Below are 18,771 nucleotides of genomic sequence, written 5' to 3' on the forward strand. Positions count from 1 at the left end.
AAAATAAAAAAGGCCTGATTAGTATTTTAATCAGGCCTTTTTTATTTATAAGCTATATTTCAAACCTAGAATTAAATATCGTGGCTGCACTCTATAACTTGAAAAATTACTAGTTCCTCCTAATTGACTGAAACTATTGGTGTCTAAAGATTTGGTGTCTAATAAATTTGTTCCTGATAATTTCCATTCCCATTTACTTCCTTTCTTTTGATACATTAAGTTTGCCGTTAAGAAATCATATTCACTATCAATCGTTTTTGATTTGTTGTAATTGTGAAAAAAATTATATTCCGAAGTAAATGAAAATGCTTCTAGGAAATAATATTCCAAAGTCAACGATGGACTATCGGTATAAATTGTGTCTGAAAAATTATCACTTATCGAATATGTATAAGATAAACCTAAATTTGGTATTGTTTTGTAATTGGTAGAAAATCCAATGGTATAACTTTGGTTAAAAGATTCCGTAGTTTGTATTTGTGTCGGATTATTATTTGGATCTGAATCTCCGTCAGGATAAACACGAATATTGTTGAATTTACTCCAGTTGAAACTTGCTCTTGCATTCGCTTTGTAATATTTTGCAAAAGAACGACCATAATTTCCACTTGCAGAAAACGTTTCATCTGCAAAATTAGAATTCATATTAACGGCTGTCGAAACTTGATTTACACCTGTTAACAAAGATTTATTTTTAATTCCATCCACTTGTTTCGAATACGATATATTTGCGAAAATATTTTCGAAATTAAACATATTATATTTGAAAAAACGCAAGGAATGTACTTGTGAAGTTGAATTTTCTAAATATCGATTTCCACTAAATAAACTATTGTAATTTGAAAACACATAACCTTCCGCTAATTTATTAATATCTGTAAAATTATTAGTAAATGAATAATTATAGGTCAACGTTTGTGATTTTTTAATTTGCCATAACGCATAAACATCGGGCAAAATTCTTGTGAACGATTCTTTGTTTGAACTTCCTAATTGGTTGTCAATCATATTATACTGATGCACACTAAAACCTGGATTGAAGGTGAATTTTCCTTTCAAAAACTTATAATGAACACCAAGAAAAACATCATTAAAAGCGTAATCTACGTTGTTTGAATTTTCAACTGCAGTTAAATCATTTTGTGTTCCGTTATCTAAAATTTGAAAAATAGAAGAATCAAAATTTTGGTACGAATAGGTGTTTCCTAAAGTCAAATTGATGTTGCTTTTTGGAGTTACCATATAATAGTAATCTATTTTTGCGTCTAATTTATTCGTTTTCACGAAACGTTTTTGATTGACATCATCACGCAATTGAGCACCATTATATCCCGACAAAACAAATGGTTGTGTTTCTAAATTAGCATTATAAAACGGATCTTCTTCTTGAAATACGTGTTGAAATTCTGCTGCAAAAACATGCTTATCACTTAAAGTGTAATAGTAATTTAAGTTTTGATTTATCGCAAATGGATTTTGTTTTTTATTTGTATAAATATCAGCCAACAACGTAGAAAAAATGCTTGAGTTTTCTTTTTGATCTGACAACTTTACTAAAGCATCGTAATCAAAATGCATCTTTGCAGAAGGAACATAACTTGAACTCAATTTTAGCAACGCCAATTTGCTGTCTTGTCTAGTGAAATCTTCTCTTTTTTCTGTAATAGTTTGAGAGGTTCCGTCTGGTAAATTATCGGTACGATTGGAGATATTAGTTGTTTCAATCTCGGTTTTATTTCCTAAAACAATTCCAAAACCACTCAAGGTCCAAGCTTTTGACGGATTGAAACTGAAATTTGCCGCTCCAAAATCAGATTCAATATTTGCGGCTTGATTGTTACGAAGACCTAAAATCCCTAAATCATTGGAAGCTACATTAAAAGAGGAACCTCCTTTTTTCATCATATTTTTAAAACCGCCTGTAAATTTGAAATAATCTTGAGCCGTTAAAGGCAATTCGCCAATATTATTTTTATTTGCTATGATATTCAAACTGTATTTCGGACTATAAAAGAATAATTTCGGATTAATAATATAACGTTCTTCTTCGTGTCCAACACCAATTCCTGCTGTAATATCGCCAAACCAAAAGTTCTTTTTACCTTCTTTTAATTTGATGTTGATGGCAATATTTTCCTCGTTATTGTCTAATCCTTTTAAATTCGAAACTTCATTATAATTTCGTAAAATCTGAATTTTATCTAAAGCATCTGCTGGAATATTTTTAGTAGCTAATTTAGTGTCGCCATCAAAAAAGTCTTTCCCTTCAATCATCACTTTTTGAACTCTTTTCCCTTCGATTTCAATTTCACCGTCCTTATTTACCTCGACACCAGGTAGTTTTTTCAGAACGTCTTCTAATTTCCGTTCCGTTCCGTTAGTAAAAGAGTCCGAATTATAAATTATGGTATCTCCTGAAATCGTAACTGGCATTTCGTAAACCACTTCCACATTTTTCAATTGCGTTCCTTCCTTTAAAGTAATCGGAAAGTTCATATTGGAAGCTGTTGTAGTAACCGATTTTTCATACGATTGAAATCCGATGTAACTCGCTTTAATTGTATAAGCTGTATTTGCTTTTAAATTCAGTATAAATTTTCCTGCTTCATTGGTAATCGCATAAGCGTCCATCGCTTTTGTTTGCTGATTCACCGCCATCACGTTTGCCATATCCAATCCAACACCAGTTGAATCTTTAATTGCACCTTCGAAACGAATATTTTGAGAAAAGGCACTCGATGAAAGTGCCATTATCAGTAGTAAAAGTATTTTCTTCATCATCTTGAAACCGATTATCTTGAAATTCTAATGCTTCGTTGTCCATTTGGACCCGAATTCATCTCCATCATCTCTTCCATTTTCTTTTTCACAATTTCATCGTATTCTTTTTGTGTCACTTGTTTTCCTTTTCCAACTGCTTTAATCGCAACTTTTTCTTTTGAATTCATTACGATTTTTGTACACAACATTACCGTTTTACCATCATTAACCTCTAAAATTAAACCCGGTAAACCCCAGTAATTTTCTGGTCCTTGATTAATTGGAATTTCAGGACAATACCAAGCGGTGATTGTATTCTCTTTAGGCATTTCCCAATCGTCAGTAAAATTAGTTTTTGCTGTTTTTGTAGAATCTTTTACTGTTTCTGGTTTTTTATCAGCCTCTTTTTTATCGCGATTTTTTGGTCTAAAATTTCTAAAATCAGATGTACTTACCTTAACTACAGCCGTAGCTTTAAAACAAGTATAACTTCCGATTTGTTTGGATTCTCCTTCTAGTTTCCAGTCATATTTTGGCAAAGAATCTTTAATTACAAATTCTTTTCCGAAAAATTCTTTATCTACTGAAAACTGCTTTTCTTTTACATTTTTATAGTGTGTTCCGCCACCGCCCATCATAGACGACATCATTCTTCCGCCACCTTGTTGGCCCGGAGCATCTAACTTTTCTTCTTCTTTATATATGGAAGCTGTTTTATCAAAATTAAGAATGAACGTTTTTTCAAACATTTTTCTCATTCGTTCTTCGATTTGCTTTTGCATTTCGGGTGTAATATCACGATTACCACTAAAACTTTTCGTAATATCGGCTGTACTGGTTTTTGATTCATAAACCGCCATTCCTTGAAACTCCTGAGCTTGAATAAGTCCAGCAAGCATCAAAATCGAAGCTAAAATTATTTTTTTCATTATCTGTGAATAAATTAGTTACTTATATAGACTCTCAAATGCATTATTTGTTACACAATTTATAACCTAATTTTCTGTTATTGTAGTATATTAGACACTTGATAATCAAAAAGGTTTAAATAATGTTTAGGAAAAGTATTACATTCGTGTTTTTCGTTTTTTTTATGGGGAAAGTCGCCTTTTCACAACAACCTATATTGGCAGAAAAATCCAATAGTATCATTTTACTAAGCGAAACGTTCTTGGGGTTTGACAACCAGCAAAATTATTACAGTTTGAAAGAAAATGTACTTTCGAAAAGCAATTCCAAGCAAAATTTCGAATACAAAAATGTAAGTTTGGGAAAAATTACGAAAGTAGACTTTCAAAATCCATTGCAAATTGTCGTTTTTTATAAGAACTTTAATACAATTGTTTTATTAGACAATCAATTGAATGAAATTAAAAAAATTGATTTCAATTTACAAACAAACACTATAAATCTCGAAGCCGTTGCGTTGTCATCTCAAAATCAATTGTGGTTTTATGACGGAATTACTTCAAAAATTGGACTTTATTCTTTGATAAATGGTTCCACTAAATGGATTTCGACGGCTTTAGAACGTCCGATAAAAAAATATCACTCGACTTATACGCACTTTTATTGGTTGGATAGTTTGAATAATTTTTATTCCATTTCTATTTACGGTACGATTGAAAGCTTAGGCAATTTTCCAAATTTTGAAACGATTCAGTTAATTAATGAGCAAGTCGCTCTCTACAGTTTTGAGAATCAATTGTATTACTACGAAATAAAAACAAAGCACGCTCATAAAATTAAAATTGCTGAAAATTTGGGTGCTAATTTTTTCTTTGCCGATGGAATTTTAGCTATTTTTACACAAAATGAAATCACTAATTACAAAATAATTTTACCATAATGCACATAGCAGTAGCAGGAAATATCGGAGCAGGAAAAACAACATTAACTAAACTATTAGCTAAACATTTTAAATGGGAACCGCATTATGAAGATGTAGTTGACAATCCGTATTTGGATGATTTTTACCATCAAATGGAACGTTGGAGTTTTAATCTTCAGATTTATTTCTTGAACAGTCGTTTTCGTCAAGTTTTGCAAATTCGCGAAAGCGGAAAAAACATCATTCAAGATCGTACGATTTATGAAGATGCCCATATTTTTGCTCCCAATTTACACGCTATGGGATTGATGGCAAATAGAGATTACAACAACTACACTTCATTGTTTGAATTGATGGAAAGTTTAGTTGGTGCTCCAGATCTATTGATTTATTTGAGAAGTTCTATTCCGAATTTAGTAAGTCAAATTCACAAAAGAGGACGCGATTATGAAAACTCGATTTCAATTGATTATTTAAGCCGATTAAATGAACGTTATGAAGCGTGGGTTTCTACTTATGACAAAGGAAATTTATTAATCATTGATGTTGACAATATCGATTTTGTAAACAACCCAGAAGATTTAGGAGATATCATCAACCGAATTGATGCCGAAATAAACGGTTTATTCTAGAATATACAACGTCTCAATTGAGGCGTTTTTTTTTGTATTTAAAATTTGTCCTTCTGTTCCCAAGTTTCGGGATTTTTTAGTTTTTTATTATTTCGTCGTATCAAATAATGATTTTACTTTTATATTCTTAATCGATTTTGATAATTTAATAATTCGTTTTTGATTCGGTAATAAATCAAAATAATTTTCTTCAAAAAATACTTCATTTTCGGAAGTTAGAAAAACATTTTTCGCTAAAACATTTGTAGAAATTTCCAATGTAAATTCATCTATCGTTTTAATTTTAATTTCTGGTTTAGTTAGTTTTAAGTCTTTCGGTTTTACGAAGAAATAGTTTGATGATTCATTTTTAAAATGAACATTTAAAACTGCTTGATGCAAATCGAATTTTGAGAAATCAGTTTTAGGAATTTCAAAAACTATTGAGCTCGAATTTTCTGCAACATCAATATTTCCTGCACTATTCCAAAGTAATTTTCCATCAAAAGAAAGCAATTCTAAAGTCAGCTTATCCGAATACTTTTCGAAATTATCATTTACCAAATACACTTTATAGCTTTCATTTTCTTCATTTACCGAAAGTAAAATATTCTCAAAACTCCGTTTCGCTTGGTAATGAAAAGCCTTCCAATTCCCGAAATAATCCACTGAACTCCACGAAGTCACTGGCCAACAATCATTAAATTGCCAATATAATGTTCCCATATTATAAGGCTTTGCAAGTCGATGTGCTTCCATTGCGGTTTTCATTCCTTCTGCTTGCAACAGTTGAGAAACATAAACATAATCCTTAAATTTATTAGGAATTTGGAAATCGCGTTCCATATATTCTCTAATCGTTTCATTTCCAATTGGGTGCTTTTGATGATTTTTTAGTGCTTCCGAATTGAAGTTTAAGTCGGTTTCATCAACTACTTTTTTCAAAGTTTCGATGTTTGGCATTCCTTGAAAACCGTATTCACTCATAAATCGTGGCACTTTGGTTTTATAAATTTCAAAAGGTTCTTTTCCCCACCAAACGCCCCAATAATGCGAATCGCCTTGCGTCATACTTTCCTTTCTTCCCCAGCCAATTGACGGCGATGAAGACCAATACATATTCTTTTCTTTGGAAACTAAACTATCCAACGTATTCGGAATTACTTCGTGAAATACTTTTTTATAATCCGACCAAATTTGGGTGGAATCGGCTTTTTTATAATTATATTGTTTCTGCCAACCCCAATTGTGCCAACCTTCATCATTTTCATTATTGCCACACCAAATTGCTAAACTTGGATGGTTTTGTAGCCGATTTACTTGATAAATTACTTCTTGTTTTACGTTTTCTACAAATTCCTTATCGCCTGGATACATCGCACAAGCGAACATAAAATCCTGCCAAACTAATATTCCTGCAGAATCACAAGCATCATAAAATGCCTCATCTGGATATACACCGCCGCCCCAAACGCGAAGCATATTCATATTTGCTTTCCTAGCATTTTCGATTAATAAATTGTAAATTGAATCTTTAACTCTTGGTAAAAAACTATTAGGTGGAATATAATTCGCACCTTTCATATAAACCATTTTGCCATTTAATTTGAAAGCAAAACCGGTTCCTTTATCATCTTTCTGCTGAATTAATTCAATCGTGCGTAATCCAATTTTTAATTCTCTTTGCTCCAGCTTTATGTCATTATTTCGCAATTCAAATTGGAAAACATATTGATGCGGAACACCTAAACCATTACTCCACCAAAAAATCGGATTTTTAAATACAACAGGTATTTTAACGGTATTTATTCCTTTTTTTAAGTTGAAATTGTAAGCTTTTTCACCAAAATCAATTTGATATTTATCTGCTTTCTGAACGTCTATCGTGACAATAATATCCAGTAAAGCTTTCTTTTTATTCAACAATTTTTGATCATAACGAACATTATCAATCTTTGCAGCATTCCAAAATTTCAATTGCACGTTCTGCCAAATACCAGCGGTTACGAATCGTGGTCCCCAATCCCAACCAAATTGATATTGTGCTTTTCGAACAAAAACACGTTCTTTTTCGGGTAAAGTATAGGATATTTTTTTCGCTTCATCTTTTCCTTTTTGAACGGCCGAATGAAAAACTATTTTCAAATGATTATTCTCTTTTTTTAAGTTCGATTTGACAGATACTGTCCATTTTCGAAACATATTATTGGCTTCCAAAATTATATTTCCGTTCAAATAAACGGTTGCATAAGTATCCAAACCATCAAATTCTAAATAGATGTTTTGGTTTTTAAATTCGGATGGTGTTAATGAAAAATTCGTTTCATATTCCCAATTTTCGTTTTCAATCCATTGCAATTCTTTTTCATTTGCTCCAAAAAAAGGATCGGGAATTACTTTGTTTTGAAATAAATCGGTATGAACGGTTCCTGGAATTGTGGCTTTGTATTTTTGCGAATCGTTTTGTTTGTTGAACGTCCAATTTTCAGTTGACAAGTTGCGATGGGAAGTCTGAGCTGTTACTAAACAACTGAATAAAAAAGAGCAAATTAAAACTAAATTTCTAAACATATTAATCTATTAAGTATAAGAAAGTCTTTTCTTAAGTTCAATGATTTCTTGTGGATTTGCAATTTCACTTCCATCTGTAATTGCGGAAGAATGGTAGAACTTCGCATTCACTAATTCATCTAATTCTAAAATATTTGTCGAACGTAAACCGCCTCCAGGCATAATAACAATTCTGTTTTCAGCTTGAAGTACTAACGCTTTCAAAACTTCTTTTCCTTCCATTACATTTGAAAAAGTTCCTGATGTTAAAATCGTCGAAAATCCACAAGAAACGACTTCTTCTAAAGCTATTTTATAATTTATTACCTCATCAAAAGCACGATGAAACGTACAAAGAATTGGCTTTGCCAAATTTACTAATTCTGTATTTTGATTGCTATTAATTGTATGGTCTTCATTTAAAATTCCGAAAACAAAACCATTAATTGCTAAAGTTTTTAGTTTTAAAATTGCATCTTTCATCTGCTGAAATTCGGTATCAAAATAAACGAAATTCCCACCTCTTGGCCGAATCATTATATAAATAGGAATAATTAAATTGGCTTTGGCTTTTTGAATAATGTCGATACTTGGCGTAGTGCCACCAAGATGAATATCGGCACAAAGTTCCACTCTGTCCGCTCCATTTTCTTGAGCAATTAAAGCTGATTCCAAATTAAAGCAAGCGATTTCGAGTTTCTTCATTATTTCAGATGATAATTTGCGTCAATTAGTCGGTTTCCAGTGGCATCGTGCACGGCAAAATTAAATCCGCCTTGGACGCAATATGAACCATATTCGCCATTTTTATTCAATGCGATGAAACCCACTTGGATATCTTTTAATTCTTTTCCTCTATTTTTGATTTGCTTTACAATTCGAGTTACAGCTTCTTCACACGCTTTTTGCGGTGATTTTCCTTGACGCATTAATTCCACCACCAAATGACAACCCACAACTCGAATTACTTCTTCGCCGTGACCCGTGGCTGTTGCCGCACCAATTTCATTATCTACAAATAATCCAGCCCCAATAATTGGCGAATCGCCCACTCTTCCGTGCATTTTAAAAGCCATTCCGCTCGTTGTGCAAGCTCCTGATAAATTCCCTTGTGCATCCAATGCAATCATTCCGATGGTATCGTGATTCTCGATGTTAGCTTTTGGTAAATATTCACTGGTTTTCAACCATTCTTTCCATTCTTTTTCGGATTCTTCGGTCAATAAATTTTCTTTTTTGAATCCTTTTTCTAAGGCAAATTGTAAAGCTCCTTCACCCACTAACATCACGTGAGGCGATTTTTCCATTACTAATCTCGCGACAGAAATTGGATGTTTGATGTATTCCAAACAAGCGACCGAACCAATATTCGAAAATTCGTCCATAATGCAAGCGTCTAATGTTACGCGACCATCTCTATCGGGACGACCTCCATAACCAACACTTCTTTCATCTGGATTTCCTTCCGGAATTTTCACTCCTGCTTCTACTGCATCTAAAGCTCTTCCGTTATTTTTCAAAACTTCCCAAGCGGCTTCGTTGGCTTCAATTCCAAATCGCCAAGTGGAAAGCACAATTGGTTTATTTATTTTTTTTGAAATCGATTGCACTTCGCTATTTTCTGATTTACTAGAAAACGCCTGTAAAGCCAAACCCGCCGAAGCTAAAGCTGTTGTTTTTAAAAAATTTCTTCTGTTTGCCATTATTCTACACTTATTTCATCTACAAATAACCAACTTTGTGAACCAGCACCTGGCATTCCTTCCGGAATAATTCCATTTTTGATAGCGATTACTTTTACATATTTTGCATTTGTTTTTGGAAAATTCACTTCAATTTTTCCACCTTTAGCAGCAACTTCTTTTTGACTAACGGTTTGAATTGTTTTAAAGTTTTCACCATCTGAAGAAACTAAAAATTGAATTTCTTTTGGAAAATAAATCCAACTGCCTTCGCCTAATAAAGTGTTGATTTGGATTTTAGAAATCGTCTCAGTTGTTCCTAAATCAATGGTTGCATTCATATCTTTTCCCCAAAAACCCAACCAATCTCTTCCATATTTTGAAGGATTTCCTCTCATCCCGTCTACCAACGTAAAACTTCCGCCAATTGAGTAATTTTCGTGTGGTGGATTTACTAATTTAATATTTTTCCCTGTTGATTTATTGATGAAAAATTCTTGCTCAATAGTTGCACTCTTCGCTTTTCCTTCTTCAAAATAGTTGGCTTTTACCGTTTTATTTTCAGTAATCACAATCGGATTTGTATAAGATGAAGAACTTAAAATAGGTTCAGAACCATCCGTTGTATATCGAATTCCACTAGGGTTTGGTGATTTTAATTCGAAAGCTACGCCTTTATCATTCGGATGAACTGCAGAAGTTACTTCGAAAATTGATTTACTATAATTGATCCCTTTTTTATCGTAAAATTCAAAATGTTTGATGATTCGCTTTTCAAATTCTTTATAATTTTCAGGATTTGAAGTTCCCCATAAGACTTCGGAAAGCGCAGCCATTCTTGGCATAATCATATATTCAACTTGTTGCGTAGTTGGAAGGTATTCCGTCCAAACATTGGCTTGAGCTCCTAAAATATAGTTGGCTTCTTCCCTTGTTAATTCGTCTGGAATTGGATTGAAAGCATATACTTTTTCCAATGGCGTATAACCACCAATTGCGATGGGTTCATTTTTGGGTTCCCCTTGGTAATGATCAAAATAGACGTGAGAACCTGGAGTCATTACTGCAAAATGCTTTTCTTTCGCGGCAGTTATTCCGCCTTCGGTTCCTCTCCAACTCATTACCGCGGCGTTTGGTGCTAATCCACCTTCTAAGATTTCATCCCAACCAATGATTTTTCTGCCTTTTGAATTTAAGAATTTTTCTATTCTTTGGATGAAATAACTTTGCAATTCGTGTTCGTCTTTTAAACCTTTCACTTTCATTAATTTTTGGCAATGGCTGCAGTTTTTCCAACGGGTTTTCGGACATTCATCACCACCAATATGAATGTATTCTGATGGAAAAAGTGCTAGAACTTCGGTTAAAACATCTTCTAAAAAGGCAAATGTTTCCTCTTTCGGACAATATACATCTTCCAAAACACCCCAGATTTTCGCTACTTCAAATGGTCCACCTGTACAAGAAAATTCAGGATAAGCCGCTAATGCTGCTTGAGAATGACCTGGCATTTCTATTTCGGGAACAATAGTTATGTGTCTTTTTTGAGCATAAGCAACGATTTCTTTTACATCTTCCTGCGTATAAAAACCACCGTGACGAATGGTATCGTACTTTTGATCGTTATAATGTTCAATCATTGAACCCGTTCGCCAAGCACCAACTTCTGTTAATTTCGGATATTTTTTAATTTCAATTCGCCAACCTTGATCTTCGGTTAAATGCCAATGAAACGTATTCATTTTATACATTGCGATGTAATCAATATATTTTTTGATGAACTCTTTTGGAAAGAAATGACGGCCCACATCGAGATGCATTCCACGCCATTTGAATTTTGGTTCATCAGTAATTTTTAATGTTGGGATTTTGGCGCTTTTAGCATTTTCGTATGGGATATTTTGCAATAAAGTTTGCACGCCATAAAATAACCCTTGATTTGCGAAGGCAGCAATATTGATTTTATTTGCATCAATTGACAAAGCGTAACGTTCTTTGTTTACCTCTTGCGAATTAGCAGCTTGAATTTCTAATTGGATTGCATTTTTCGATGTCGCTTTAGAAGTTATTTTCAACTCTAATCCCGTTTGTGCTTTGATGTTTTCTTTCAAAAATAAAGCTTCAAAAGAACTTACATCAGCAATCTGAATAACTGTTTTTGAATTCAATATAAAAAATTCAGTTTGATACTCAATGTTTTTTGGCATCGGAATTAAAGGCAGCTTTTGTTGTGCGAATCCTAAGATAGAAAAAGCCAACAATAAAGACAAAATTCTAAATTTCATTGTAGTTGTGTTTGTTTGTTTAAATTTAAATAAAAAAACCGCACATTGCTGTACGGTTTTGAATTATTTGTTTTAAAATGGTTTATTTACCAAGTTCCGCAATTTTAGCTTCCACTTCTAAATCATTCCCTTCAAAAGTTTTTTCTTCTTTTGTCTCTTTACCATTTACTACTGTTGTCAAAGTCACTTTTGCCTTAACGTTCCCGTTAGCATCTTTCACTTTATCTACTCTAAAATCGATGATTTCTGCTTTATCGTGGTTGCAGTTTGGTCCGTGAACGTGCCCTGTTTCTTCACCGATATATTTTCCACTTTCATCGTATTGTGCCATACATATTTCTTTGCACGCATCTGAACATCCGTTTGCTTCACACATTTTCGCACATTCGTCTTTTGTCATTGTTGCACATTTAGACAAATCGCATTTTCCTTCTTTACAAACCATTTCTGTTTTGTTAGCACCTAAATAAGCTGAAGTTTTATCTGTAGCACCGTGACCTCCTAAAATTGGAGCAATCACTAAACCAATTAAACAAGTCAACTTAATTAAGATATTCATTGATGGACCCGAAGTATCTTTGAACGGATCTCCAACGGTATCACCAGTTACCGCTGCTTTATGGGCATCTGAACCTTTGAATGTCATTTCGCCATTGATCATTACACCAGCTTCAAATGATTTTTTTGCATTATCCCAAGCTCCACCTGCATTGTTTTGGAACACAGCCCAAAGCACACCTGAAACGGTAACTCCAGCCATATAACCCCCTAACATTTCGGCTACTAATTGGTTGTTATCTCCATAAACCAATTTACCTAAAAGTACAATTGCTATTGGAAAACCAATCGTTAAAATACCTGGCAACATCATTTCGCGTAAAGCTGCGTTTGTGGAAATTTCAACACATTTACCGTATTCTGGTTTTGCAGTTCCTTCCATAATTCCTGGTATTTCTTTGAACTGACGACGCACTTCATATACCATATCCATTGCGGCTTTTCCAACAGAATTCATTGCTAATGCAGAAAATACTACTGGAATCATTCCACCCACGAATAACATTGCTAATACTGGAGCTTTGAAAATATTAATTCCGTCAATTCCTGTAAATGTTACATAAGCTGCAAATAATGCCAAAGAAGTCAATGCTGCTGACGCGATTGCAAAACCTTTTCCTGTTGCTGCCGTTGTGTTACCTACTGAATCTAAAATATCTGTTCTTGTACGAACTTCTTTTGGTAATTCACTCATTTCAGCTATTCCTCCTGCGTTATCTGCGATAGGTCCGAACGCGTCAATTGCTAATTGCATTGCTGTGGTTGCCATCATTGCAGAAGCCGCAAGTGCAACTCCGTAAAACCCAGCTAAAGCATAAGTTGACCAAATTGCCGCTGCGAATAAAAGAACTGTTGGGAAAGTCGAAATCATTCCAGTTGCTAAACCTGCGATTACATTCGTTCCTGCTCCAGTTGCCGATTTTTGTACGATTGCCAAAACGGGTTTTGTACCTAATCCTGTATAATATTCCGTTACTGATGAAATAGCTCCACCCACAAATAATCCGATTAATGAAGCATAGAAAACTCTTAATGAAGAAATTTCTTGTAATCCTTCTCCGAAGAAGGTCATTTTCATTGTTTCTGGCAACATCCATTTGATTAGAATATAACACGCGATTGCTGTAAGGGCGATTGATACCCAGTTTCCGATATTTAATGCTTTTTGAACTTGTGGTTCTTTTGCATCGTCTGACGAAATTTTAACGATCATAGTTCCAATGATAGAGAATAAAATTCCGAAACCAGCGATTGTCATAGGTAATAAGATTGGACCAATTCCTCCGAAAGCGTCACTGATGTTTCCACCCATATCTTTAATTACATAATTTCCTAAAACCATTGCTGCTAAAACGGTTGCCACGTACGATCCGAATAAATCGGCCCCCATTCCAGCAACGTCTCCAACATTATCTCCAACATTATCTGCAATTGTAGCTGGATTTCTCGGATCATCTTCCGGAATTCCTGCTTCAACTTTACCTACTAAATCGGCACCAACATCTGCTGCTTTTGTGTAAATTCCGCCACCAACTCTCGCGAATAACGCAATTGATTCAGCTCCTAGAGAGAATCCTGCTAAAGTTTCAAGAACGATAGTCATTTGGTCTGTTGAAGTCCAAACGCCGCCCATAAAATAGTGATAAAAGAAAATAAAGAAAGCGGTTAAACCTAGAACGGCTAAACCGGCAACACCTAATCCCATAACTGTTCCACCGCCAAAAGAAACTTTTAATGCTTGTGGTAAACTTGTACGAGCTGCTTGCGTAGTTCTTACGTTTGTTTTTGTTGCAATTTTCATTCCCATATTTCCAGCTAATGCTGAAAAGAAAGCTCCGAAAATAAAGGCAACTACAATTAATATACTTGTTGTTTCTACAAACTGAGAAACGATTGCTAAAACGATACTTGCACCGATAACGAAGAAGGTTAGCAATCTGTATTCTGCTTTTAGGAAAGCTAACGCACCTTCATAGATGTAATCAGAAATTTCTTTCATTTTTCCGTCTCCGGGATCTTGTTTTAAGACCCAAGATCTTTTGGCATACATAAAAAGCAAACCGATAACGGCCATTACAATTGGCACATAAATTATCATTGATTCCATAAATAGTTTATTTAGTTTTGTTTAATAATTTTAATATTCTATTAACAAAAATAAACAAAAAAGGCAATATTCGTATAAAATATTGCCTTTTTTAAATATAAATCAAGAAATTATCTAATGCTAAATAATCCTTCTGGTTTGTTTTCAATTTCGTTGAAGCGATTGGTACATTTTACTAAAATGTCTTTCGCTTCGTTTACATCTCCCCAACCTCCTACATCAACTTTTTTATTTTCTAAATCTTTGTATACTTGGAAAAAGTGTTCAATTTCTTTTACTAAGTGCGGATTTAAATCGCTTAAATCGTTTAACGTATTCCAAATTGGATCTGAAACGGGCACACAAATAATTTTCTCATCTGGACCTTTTTCGTCTGCCATATGGAAAACACCGATAGGCTTCACTTCCATTACACAACCTGGAAAAGTTGGCTCATTTACCAAAACCAAAACATCTAACGGATCACCATCTAATGCTAATGTTTCTGGAATGAATCCATAATCTGCTGGATACATCATTGACGAAAATAACATTCTATCAAAACGCATTCTTTTTAAATCAAAATCGTATTCGTATTTATTTCTGCTTCCTCTTGGAATCTCAATTAACACATCAAATGTAGTAACTTTATCTGCTGTCATTTTTTTCTATTATTTTAAATAAAGGGTTGCAAAGGTACTATTATAAATCACTAGAACAAAAGACTTTTGCGAAAAAAACATCTTATTAAAAATAGAATCCGAATGAAGCTTTTACGGTAAATTTATTAGCCTCTGGAATGTCTAAATAACTTCCGCGCCAAGCGAAATCGATACGCAATACTTTGAAGATATTTCCAATACCTGCATTATATTCCCAATAAACGTCTTCCGGTGCACGATATACTAATCCCGAAGCATTGATTAAGCGATTTTCATCGGAAACCGTTCCGTAAACTCCTTTTATACCGATGATTTCTCTCCAATTTAATTTTCTTAAAAGCGGAATTCTTGAAAATAATCTACCATTAAAATGGTGTTCAAAATGCAACGAAGCATATTCATCAGCTACAAAATCGTAGTAATCTAGCAAATTATAGGTATTATCTATGATGAAATACGATTGGTTTCCGGGAATTACTCCCATCAACCCTAAAGGCACTTGACCGAATGTTTTTCCTAATTCTACCGTTGTAAATAATCTACCGAAACCACCAATTAAAACAGGTTGACGATAATAAAATTGTAATTTTTGATAATCAAAATCACTGTCTAAAACTCCTTTTAATCCTTGACTATAGCTTAAGAACAATCTTGCGTAATTATTATCCACTTCTGTGCGCTCTACGCCATAACCAACTGTTCTTCGATTTGGTGTAAATTCAGCTACTAGGTTAATTTCCGATTGCTTTATCTCACTGTTTGTAGTTGTGTAAGTATTATCTGTGTAATAATCCAAACTAAATTCGTTTGATGCTGATTTCAGCGTTCGATACGATAAATTGGTTTGAAAGGTGAAGTTTTTAACGGGTTCAATTTCGAATCCAAGTGTTGAAAAATTAACAGATGTTAGTTTATTGTTTTTACCACTTGAAAAGAAAGATGATGATGCGAAACTTCTTCCTAAAACATCATTTGAAGACGTTAAACTAACTCCTATTTGTTCCACATCGCGACGATTTCCTGCTGAGAGAATAATTCGATTTTTCTTTTCGACCATCCATTTTCCAGAAAGACCGTATTTAAATTTATTATCTTTAAATCCATAAGCTGTATAGCCTTGAATTCGCCAAGTATCGTTCGGACCGAAGTAAGTTCTACCGCCAATTCGAAGTCGTTGCCCTTCTACATCATTATAGCCAAAACTTGAAAATATGGGACCAAAATCCATTTTTAGTTTCGGAATTTCAATATAACCGCTTCCTAAAATAGAGGCTAAATTATAAATTCGTTTAAAACGAGGCACTACTTTTAAAGTGTCTAACATTTTATAAATTCCTTGTTCGTTTTTGTTGAGCGCTTCAAACCGATTTTCGGCCCAATAATCATTGGATCGATTGAACACCTCGTTGTCATAAAAATTAACTTCTTCTTTATAGAATTTGTCGTCTTTTTTGATGTCGAATTTATGATTTTTAGCTAATGTTGTACGCTTTCCATACATTCCTTTTGATTCTTCTTTTTTCGAAAAACTAAAATCAGACATCATATAATCACGCTTCAACAAGAAAACAGAATCGTTTAAAACCTCATATTCTTGTTCGATATAAATTTCTTTTACCCAGTTGATGTTAGCGCTTTTACTAGCCTCTAAGTTAATTTTCTTTATAGCAAAAGTGGTATCATTTACCCAAAAATCCCCTTTAAAAGTCAGTTCATTTTTACGTCTTGGATAATAAACAATATTATAACACCATTTATTATCGATAAACATACTGTCATTTAAAACATAATTATAGACATTAATTCCGGTGCGCGATAACGGACTTACGAAATCCTTATCAAAGAATTTTAGGTAATTATTATAAATATCATAATCCGCATACAAATCTTTAATGAACGCATTCACACCATCACCAGAGCCAAAACCTGAGTTTTTGTTAGCTTTAGTAATTTCTTTAGTTTTTTTAGTTTCATTATCGCCATACATTTCGCTTAGCGTTTCATTAATGAAGATCGGTAAAAAGGTTTTTCCGGAAATTTTGGAGGTATCAATTTGGTCAAAAACGAACTCCATTCCTTTAAAAACTTTGCTATTCATAAAAGCAGAATCGATTGTATTTAAATCAAATTCGACCTTTTCATATTTATCATATTGATATTGCTTGAACATTTTGAGTCCATTTTTTCTGCGGCGTTCCCATATTTTTCTTAGAATATCAATGGCTGGATTGTTTTTCTTTGAGGTTTTTCCGGTGTAAACGATTACCTCTTTTAGCTCGGTACCATAAACTAATTCAATTCTTAAACCTTTATTTAGGCCTGGCTTTAGTTTGACTTCTTTAGTTTGATAACCCACGAAAGAAATCATAAGAATTGGATAATTTTCTTTCGATTCAAAATAGAAGTTTCCATTTTCATCGGTGATTACACCTTCTTTTGAATTTTTAAAAACCACATTTGCAAAAGCTACAGGATCACCAAAGTCATCCACCACTTTTCCTCCTACTTTAGTTTGACCTATAATAGTTGCCGAAAGGAATAAAAAGAATAATAAAATTTTTGTCTTCATATTGGAAAAAAAAGCTTCATCAGCGAATTACTAATGAAGCTCCAAATATAATAAGTTATTTCTTATTTGTATGTAACTTTCTTTACAGCTTTAATTACATCTTGCGCATTAGGCAACCATTCTTTTAATAAAGTTGGTGAATATGGCGCTGGAGTATCTGCTGTAGTGATTCTTTGAATTGGAGCATCTAAGAAATCAAAAGCTCTTTCTTGAACCATATAAGTAATCTCTGAAGCAACTGACGCAAAAGGCCAAGCTTCTTCCAAAACTACTAAACGATTTGTTTTTTTAACTGAATTGATAATCGCATCATAATCCATCGGGCGAACCGTTCTTAAGTCGATAATTTCACAAGAAATTCCTTCTTTAGCTAATTCGTCTGCTGCAATAAATGCTTCTTTTATTATTTTACCAAAAGAAACGATTGTTACGTCTGTTCCTTCTCTTTTAATATCAGCTACACCTAAAGGAATAATATAATCTCCTTCTGGCACTTCACCTTTATCGCCATACATTTGTTCCGACTCCATAAAAATAACTGGATCGTTGTCACGAATAGCCGCTTTTAATAAACCTTTGGCATCATAAACTGTTGATGGAACTACAACTTTTAGACCTGGAGTATTTGCAAACCAGTTTTCAAAAGCTTGTGAATGTGTTGCTCCTAATTGCCCAGCAGAAGCAGTTGGCCCACGGAAAACCATTGGCATTGGAAACTGACCCGCAGACATTTGACGCATCTTTGCAGCGTTATTGATAATTTGATCAATCCCAACTAATGAAAAGTTGAATGTCATAAATTCTACGATAGGACGACAACCATTCATCGCTGAACCAACAGCAATTCCTGCAAAACCTAACTCTGCAATTGGCGTATCGATAACACGTTTTGGACCGAATTCATCTAGCATTCCCTTTGAAGCCTTATAAGCTCCATTGTATTCTGCTACTTCTTCACCCATTAAATATATTGTTTCATCACGACGCATTTCTTCGCTCATCGCTTCACAAATAGCTTCTCTAAACTGTATAGTTCTCATAAAATTAATTTCTATTGAATTATGATTCGCAAAAATAGTAAAAATAAAATTATTGATCTCTGTAATCGAAAAAAATCATTTTTATTTCCAAACAAGCGAATTAGTTGTAAAACTACTCAAAAAAAGGGAGTTCAACC

The 18,771-nt window shown here is 33.7% G+C and carries 12 protein-coding genes; 2 read left to right on the forward strand and 10 right to left on the reverse strand.

Going from position 1 to position 18,771, the window contains the following annotated elements; all coding sequences use genetic code 11:
* Positions 1-45: 45 nt before the first annotated feature.
* Complete coding sequence (locus T1L09_RS10010; RefSeq protein ID WP_322551554.1) at positions 46-2,778, reverse strand: carboxypeptidase regulatory-like domain-containing protein; 2,733 nt, start codon at positions 2,776-2,778, stop codon at positions 46-48.
* A 14-nt stretch (positions 2,779-2,792) separates the two neighbouring features.
* Positions 2,793-3,689, reverse strand: coding sequence for a GLPGLI family protein (locus T1L09_RS10015; protein WP_322550825.1), 897 nt, complete (start codon positions 3,687-3,689; stop codon positions 2,793-2,795).
* A 122-nt stretch (positions 3,690-3,811) separates the two neighbouring features.
* On the opposite strand from T1L09_RS10015, the gene T1L09_RS10020 reads away from it, so the two are divergent.
* Positions 3,812-4,609: a hypothetical protein gene (locus T1L09_RS10020; RefSeq protein ID WP_322550826.1), complete on the forward strand. Its 798-nt coding sequence runs from the start codon at positions 3,812-3,814 to the stop codon at positions 4,607-4,609.
* Positions 4,609-5,223 (forward strand): deoxynucleoside kinase, encoded by a 615-nt coding sequence (locus T1L09_RS10025; protein WP_322550827.1) that lies wholly within the window; start codon positions 4,609-4,611, stop codon positions 5,221-5,223. Before T1L09_RS10020 ends, T1L09_RS10025 begins: the two co-directional genes overlap by 1 nt.
* Before the next feature lie 87 nt (positions 5,224-5,310).
* Here T1L09_RS10025 and T1L09_RS10030 read toward each other — a convergent pair whose 3' ends face one another.
* The 8 genes from T1L09_RS10030 to T1L09_RS10065 form a co-directional block, all read right to left on the reverse strand.
* Positions 5,311-7,773 carry a beta-mannosidase gene (locus tag T1L09_RS10030; RefSeq protein ID WP_322550828.1) on the reverse strand — a complete coding sequence of 821 codons (2,463 nt, stop codon included), beginning with the start codon at positions 7,771-7,773 and terminating at the stop codon, positions 5,311-5,313.
* A 9-nt stretch (positions 7,774-7,782) separates the two neighbouring features.
* Positions 7,783-8,457: a copper homeostasis protein CutC gene (locus T1L09_RS10035; protein ID WP_322550829.1), complete on the reverse strand. Its 675-nt coding sequence runs from the start codon at positions 8,455-8,457 to the stop codon at positions 7,783-7,785.
* Positions 8,457-9,455, reverse strand: a complete 999-nt coding sequence (locus T1L09_RS10040) for an isoaspartyl peptidase/L-asparaginase family protein (protein ID WP_322550830.1) — start codon at positions 9,453-9,455, stop codon at positions 8,457-8,459. The genes T1L09_RS10035 and T1L09_RS10040 overlap by 1 nt, the downstream gene beginning before the upstream one ends.
* The gene (locus T1L09_RS10045) at positions 9,455-11,719 is read right to left on the reverse strand and encodes a glycoside hydrolase family 20 protein (protein ID WP_322550831.1); all 2,265 of its coding nucleotides are present in this window, start codon (positions 11,717-11,719) and stop codon (positions 9,455-9,457) included. The genes T1L09_RS10040 and T1L09_RS10045 overlap by 1 nt, the downstream gene beginning before the upstream one ends.
* Positions 11,720-11,801: 82 nt before the next feature.
* Positions 11,802-14,384, reverse strand: a complete 2,583-nt coding sequence (locus tag T1L09_RS10050) for a sodium-translocating pyrophosphatase (protein ID WP_322550832.1) — start codon at positions 14,382-14,384, stop codon at positions 11,802-11,804.
* A gap of 110 nt (positions 14,385-14,494) precedes the next feature.
* Positions 14,495-15,025, reverse strand: a complete 531-nt coding sequence (locus tag T1L09_RS10055) for an inorganic diphosphatase (RefSeq protein ID WP_322550833.1) — start codon at positions 15,023-15,025, stop codon at positions 14,495-14,497.
* A gap of 85 nt (positions 15,026-15,110) precedes the next feature.
* Positions 15,111-17,594 carry a DUF5686 and carboxypeptidase-like regulatory domain-containing protein gene (locus tag T1L09_RS10060; RefSeq protein ID WP_322550834.1) on the reverse strand — a complete coding sequence of 828 codons (2,484 nt, stop codon included), beginning with the start codon at positions 17,592-17,594 and terminating at the stop codon, positions 15,111-15,113.
* Between the two features lie 62 nt (positions 17,595-17,656).
* Entirely contained in the window at positions 17,657-18,634 is a 978-nt protein-coding gene (locus T1L09_RS10065) for a pyruvate dehydrogenase complex E1 component subunit beta (RefSeq protein WP_322550835.1), read from the reverse strand.
* Positions 18,635-18,771: the final 137 nt, after the last annotated feature.

Origin of the sequence: Flavobacterium psychraquaticum, assembly GCF_034497725.1 — a bacterium.
GTDB classification, from domain to species: domain Bacteria; phylum Bacteroidota; class Bacteroidia; order Flavobacteriales; family Flavobacteriaceae; genus Flavobacterium; species Flavobacterium psychraquaticum.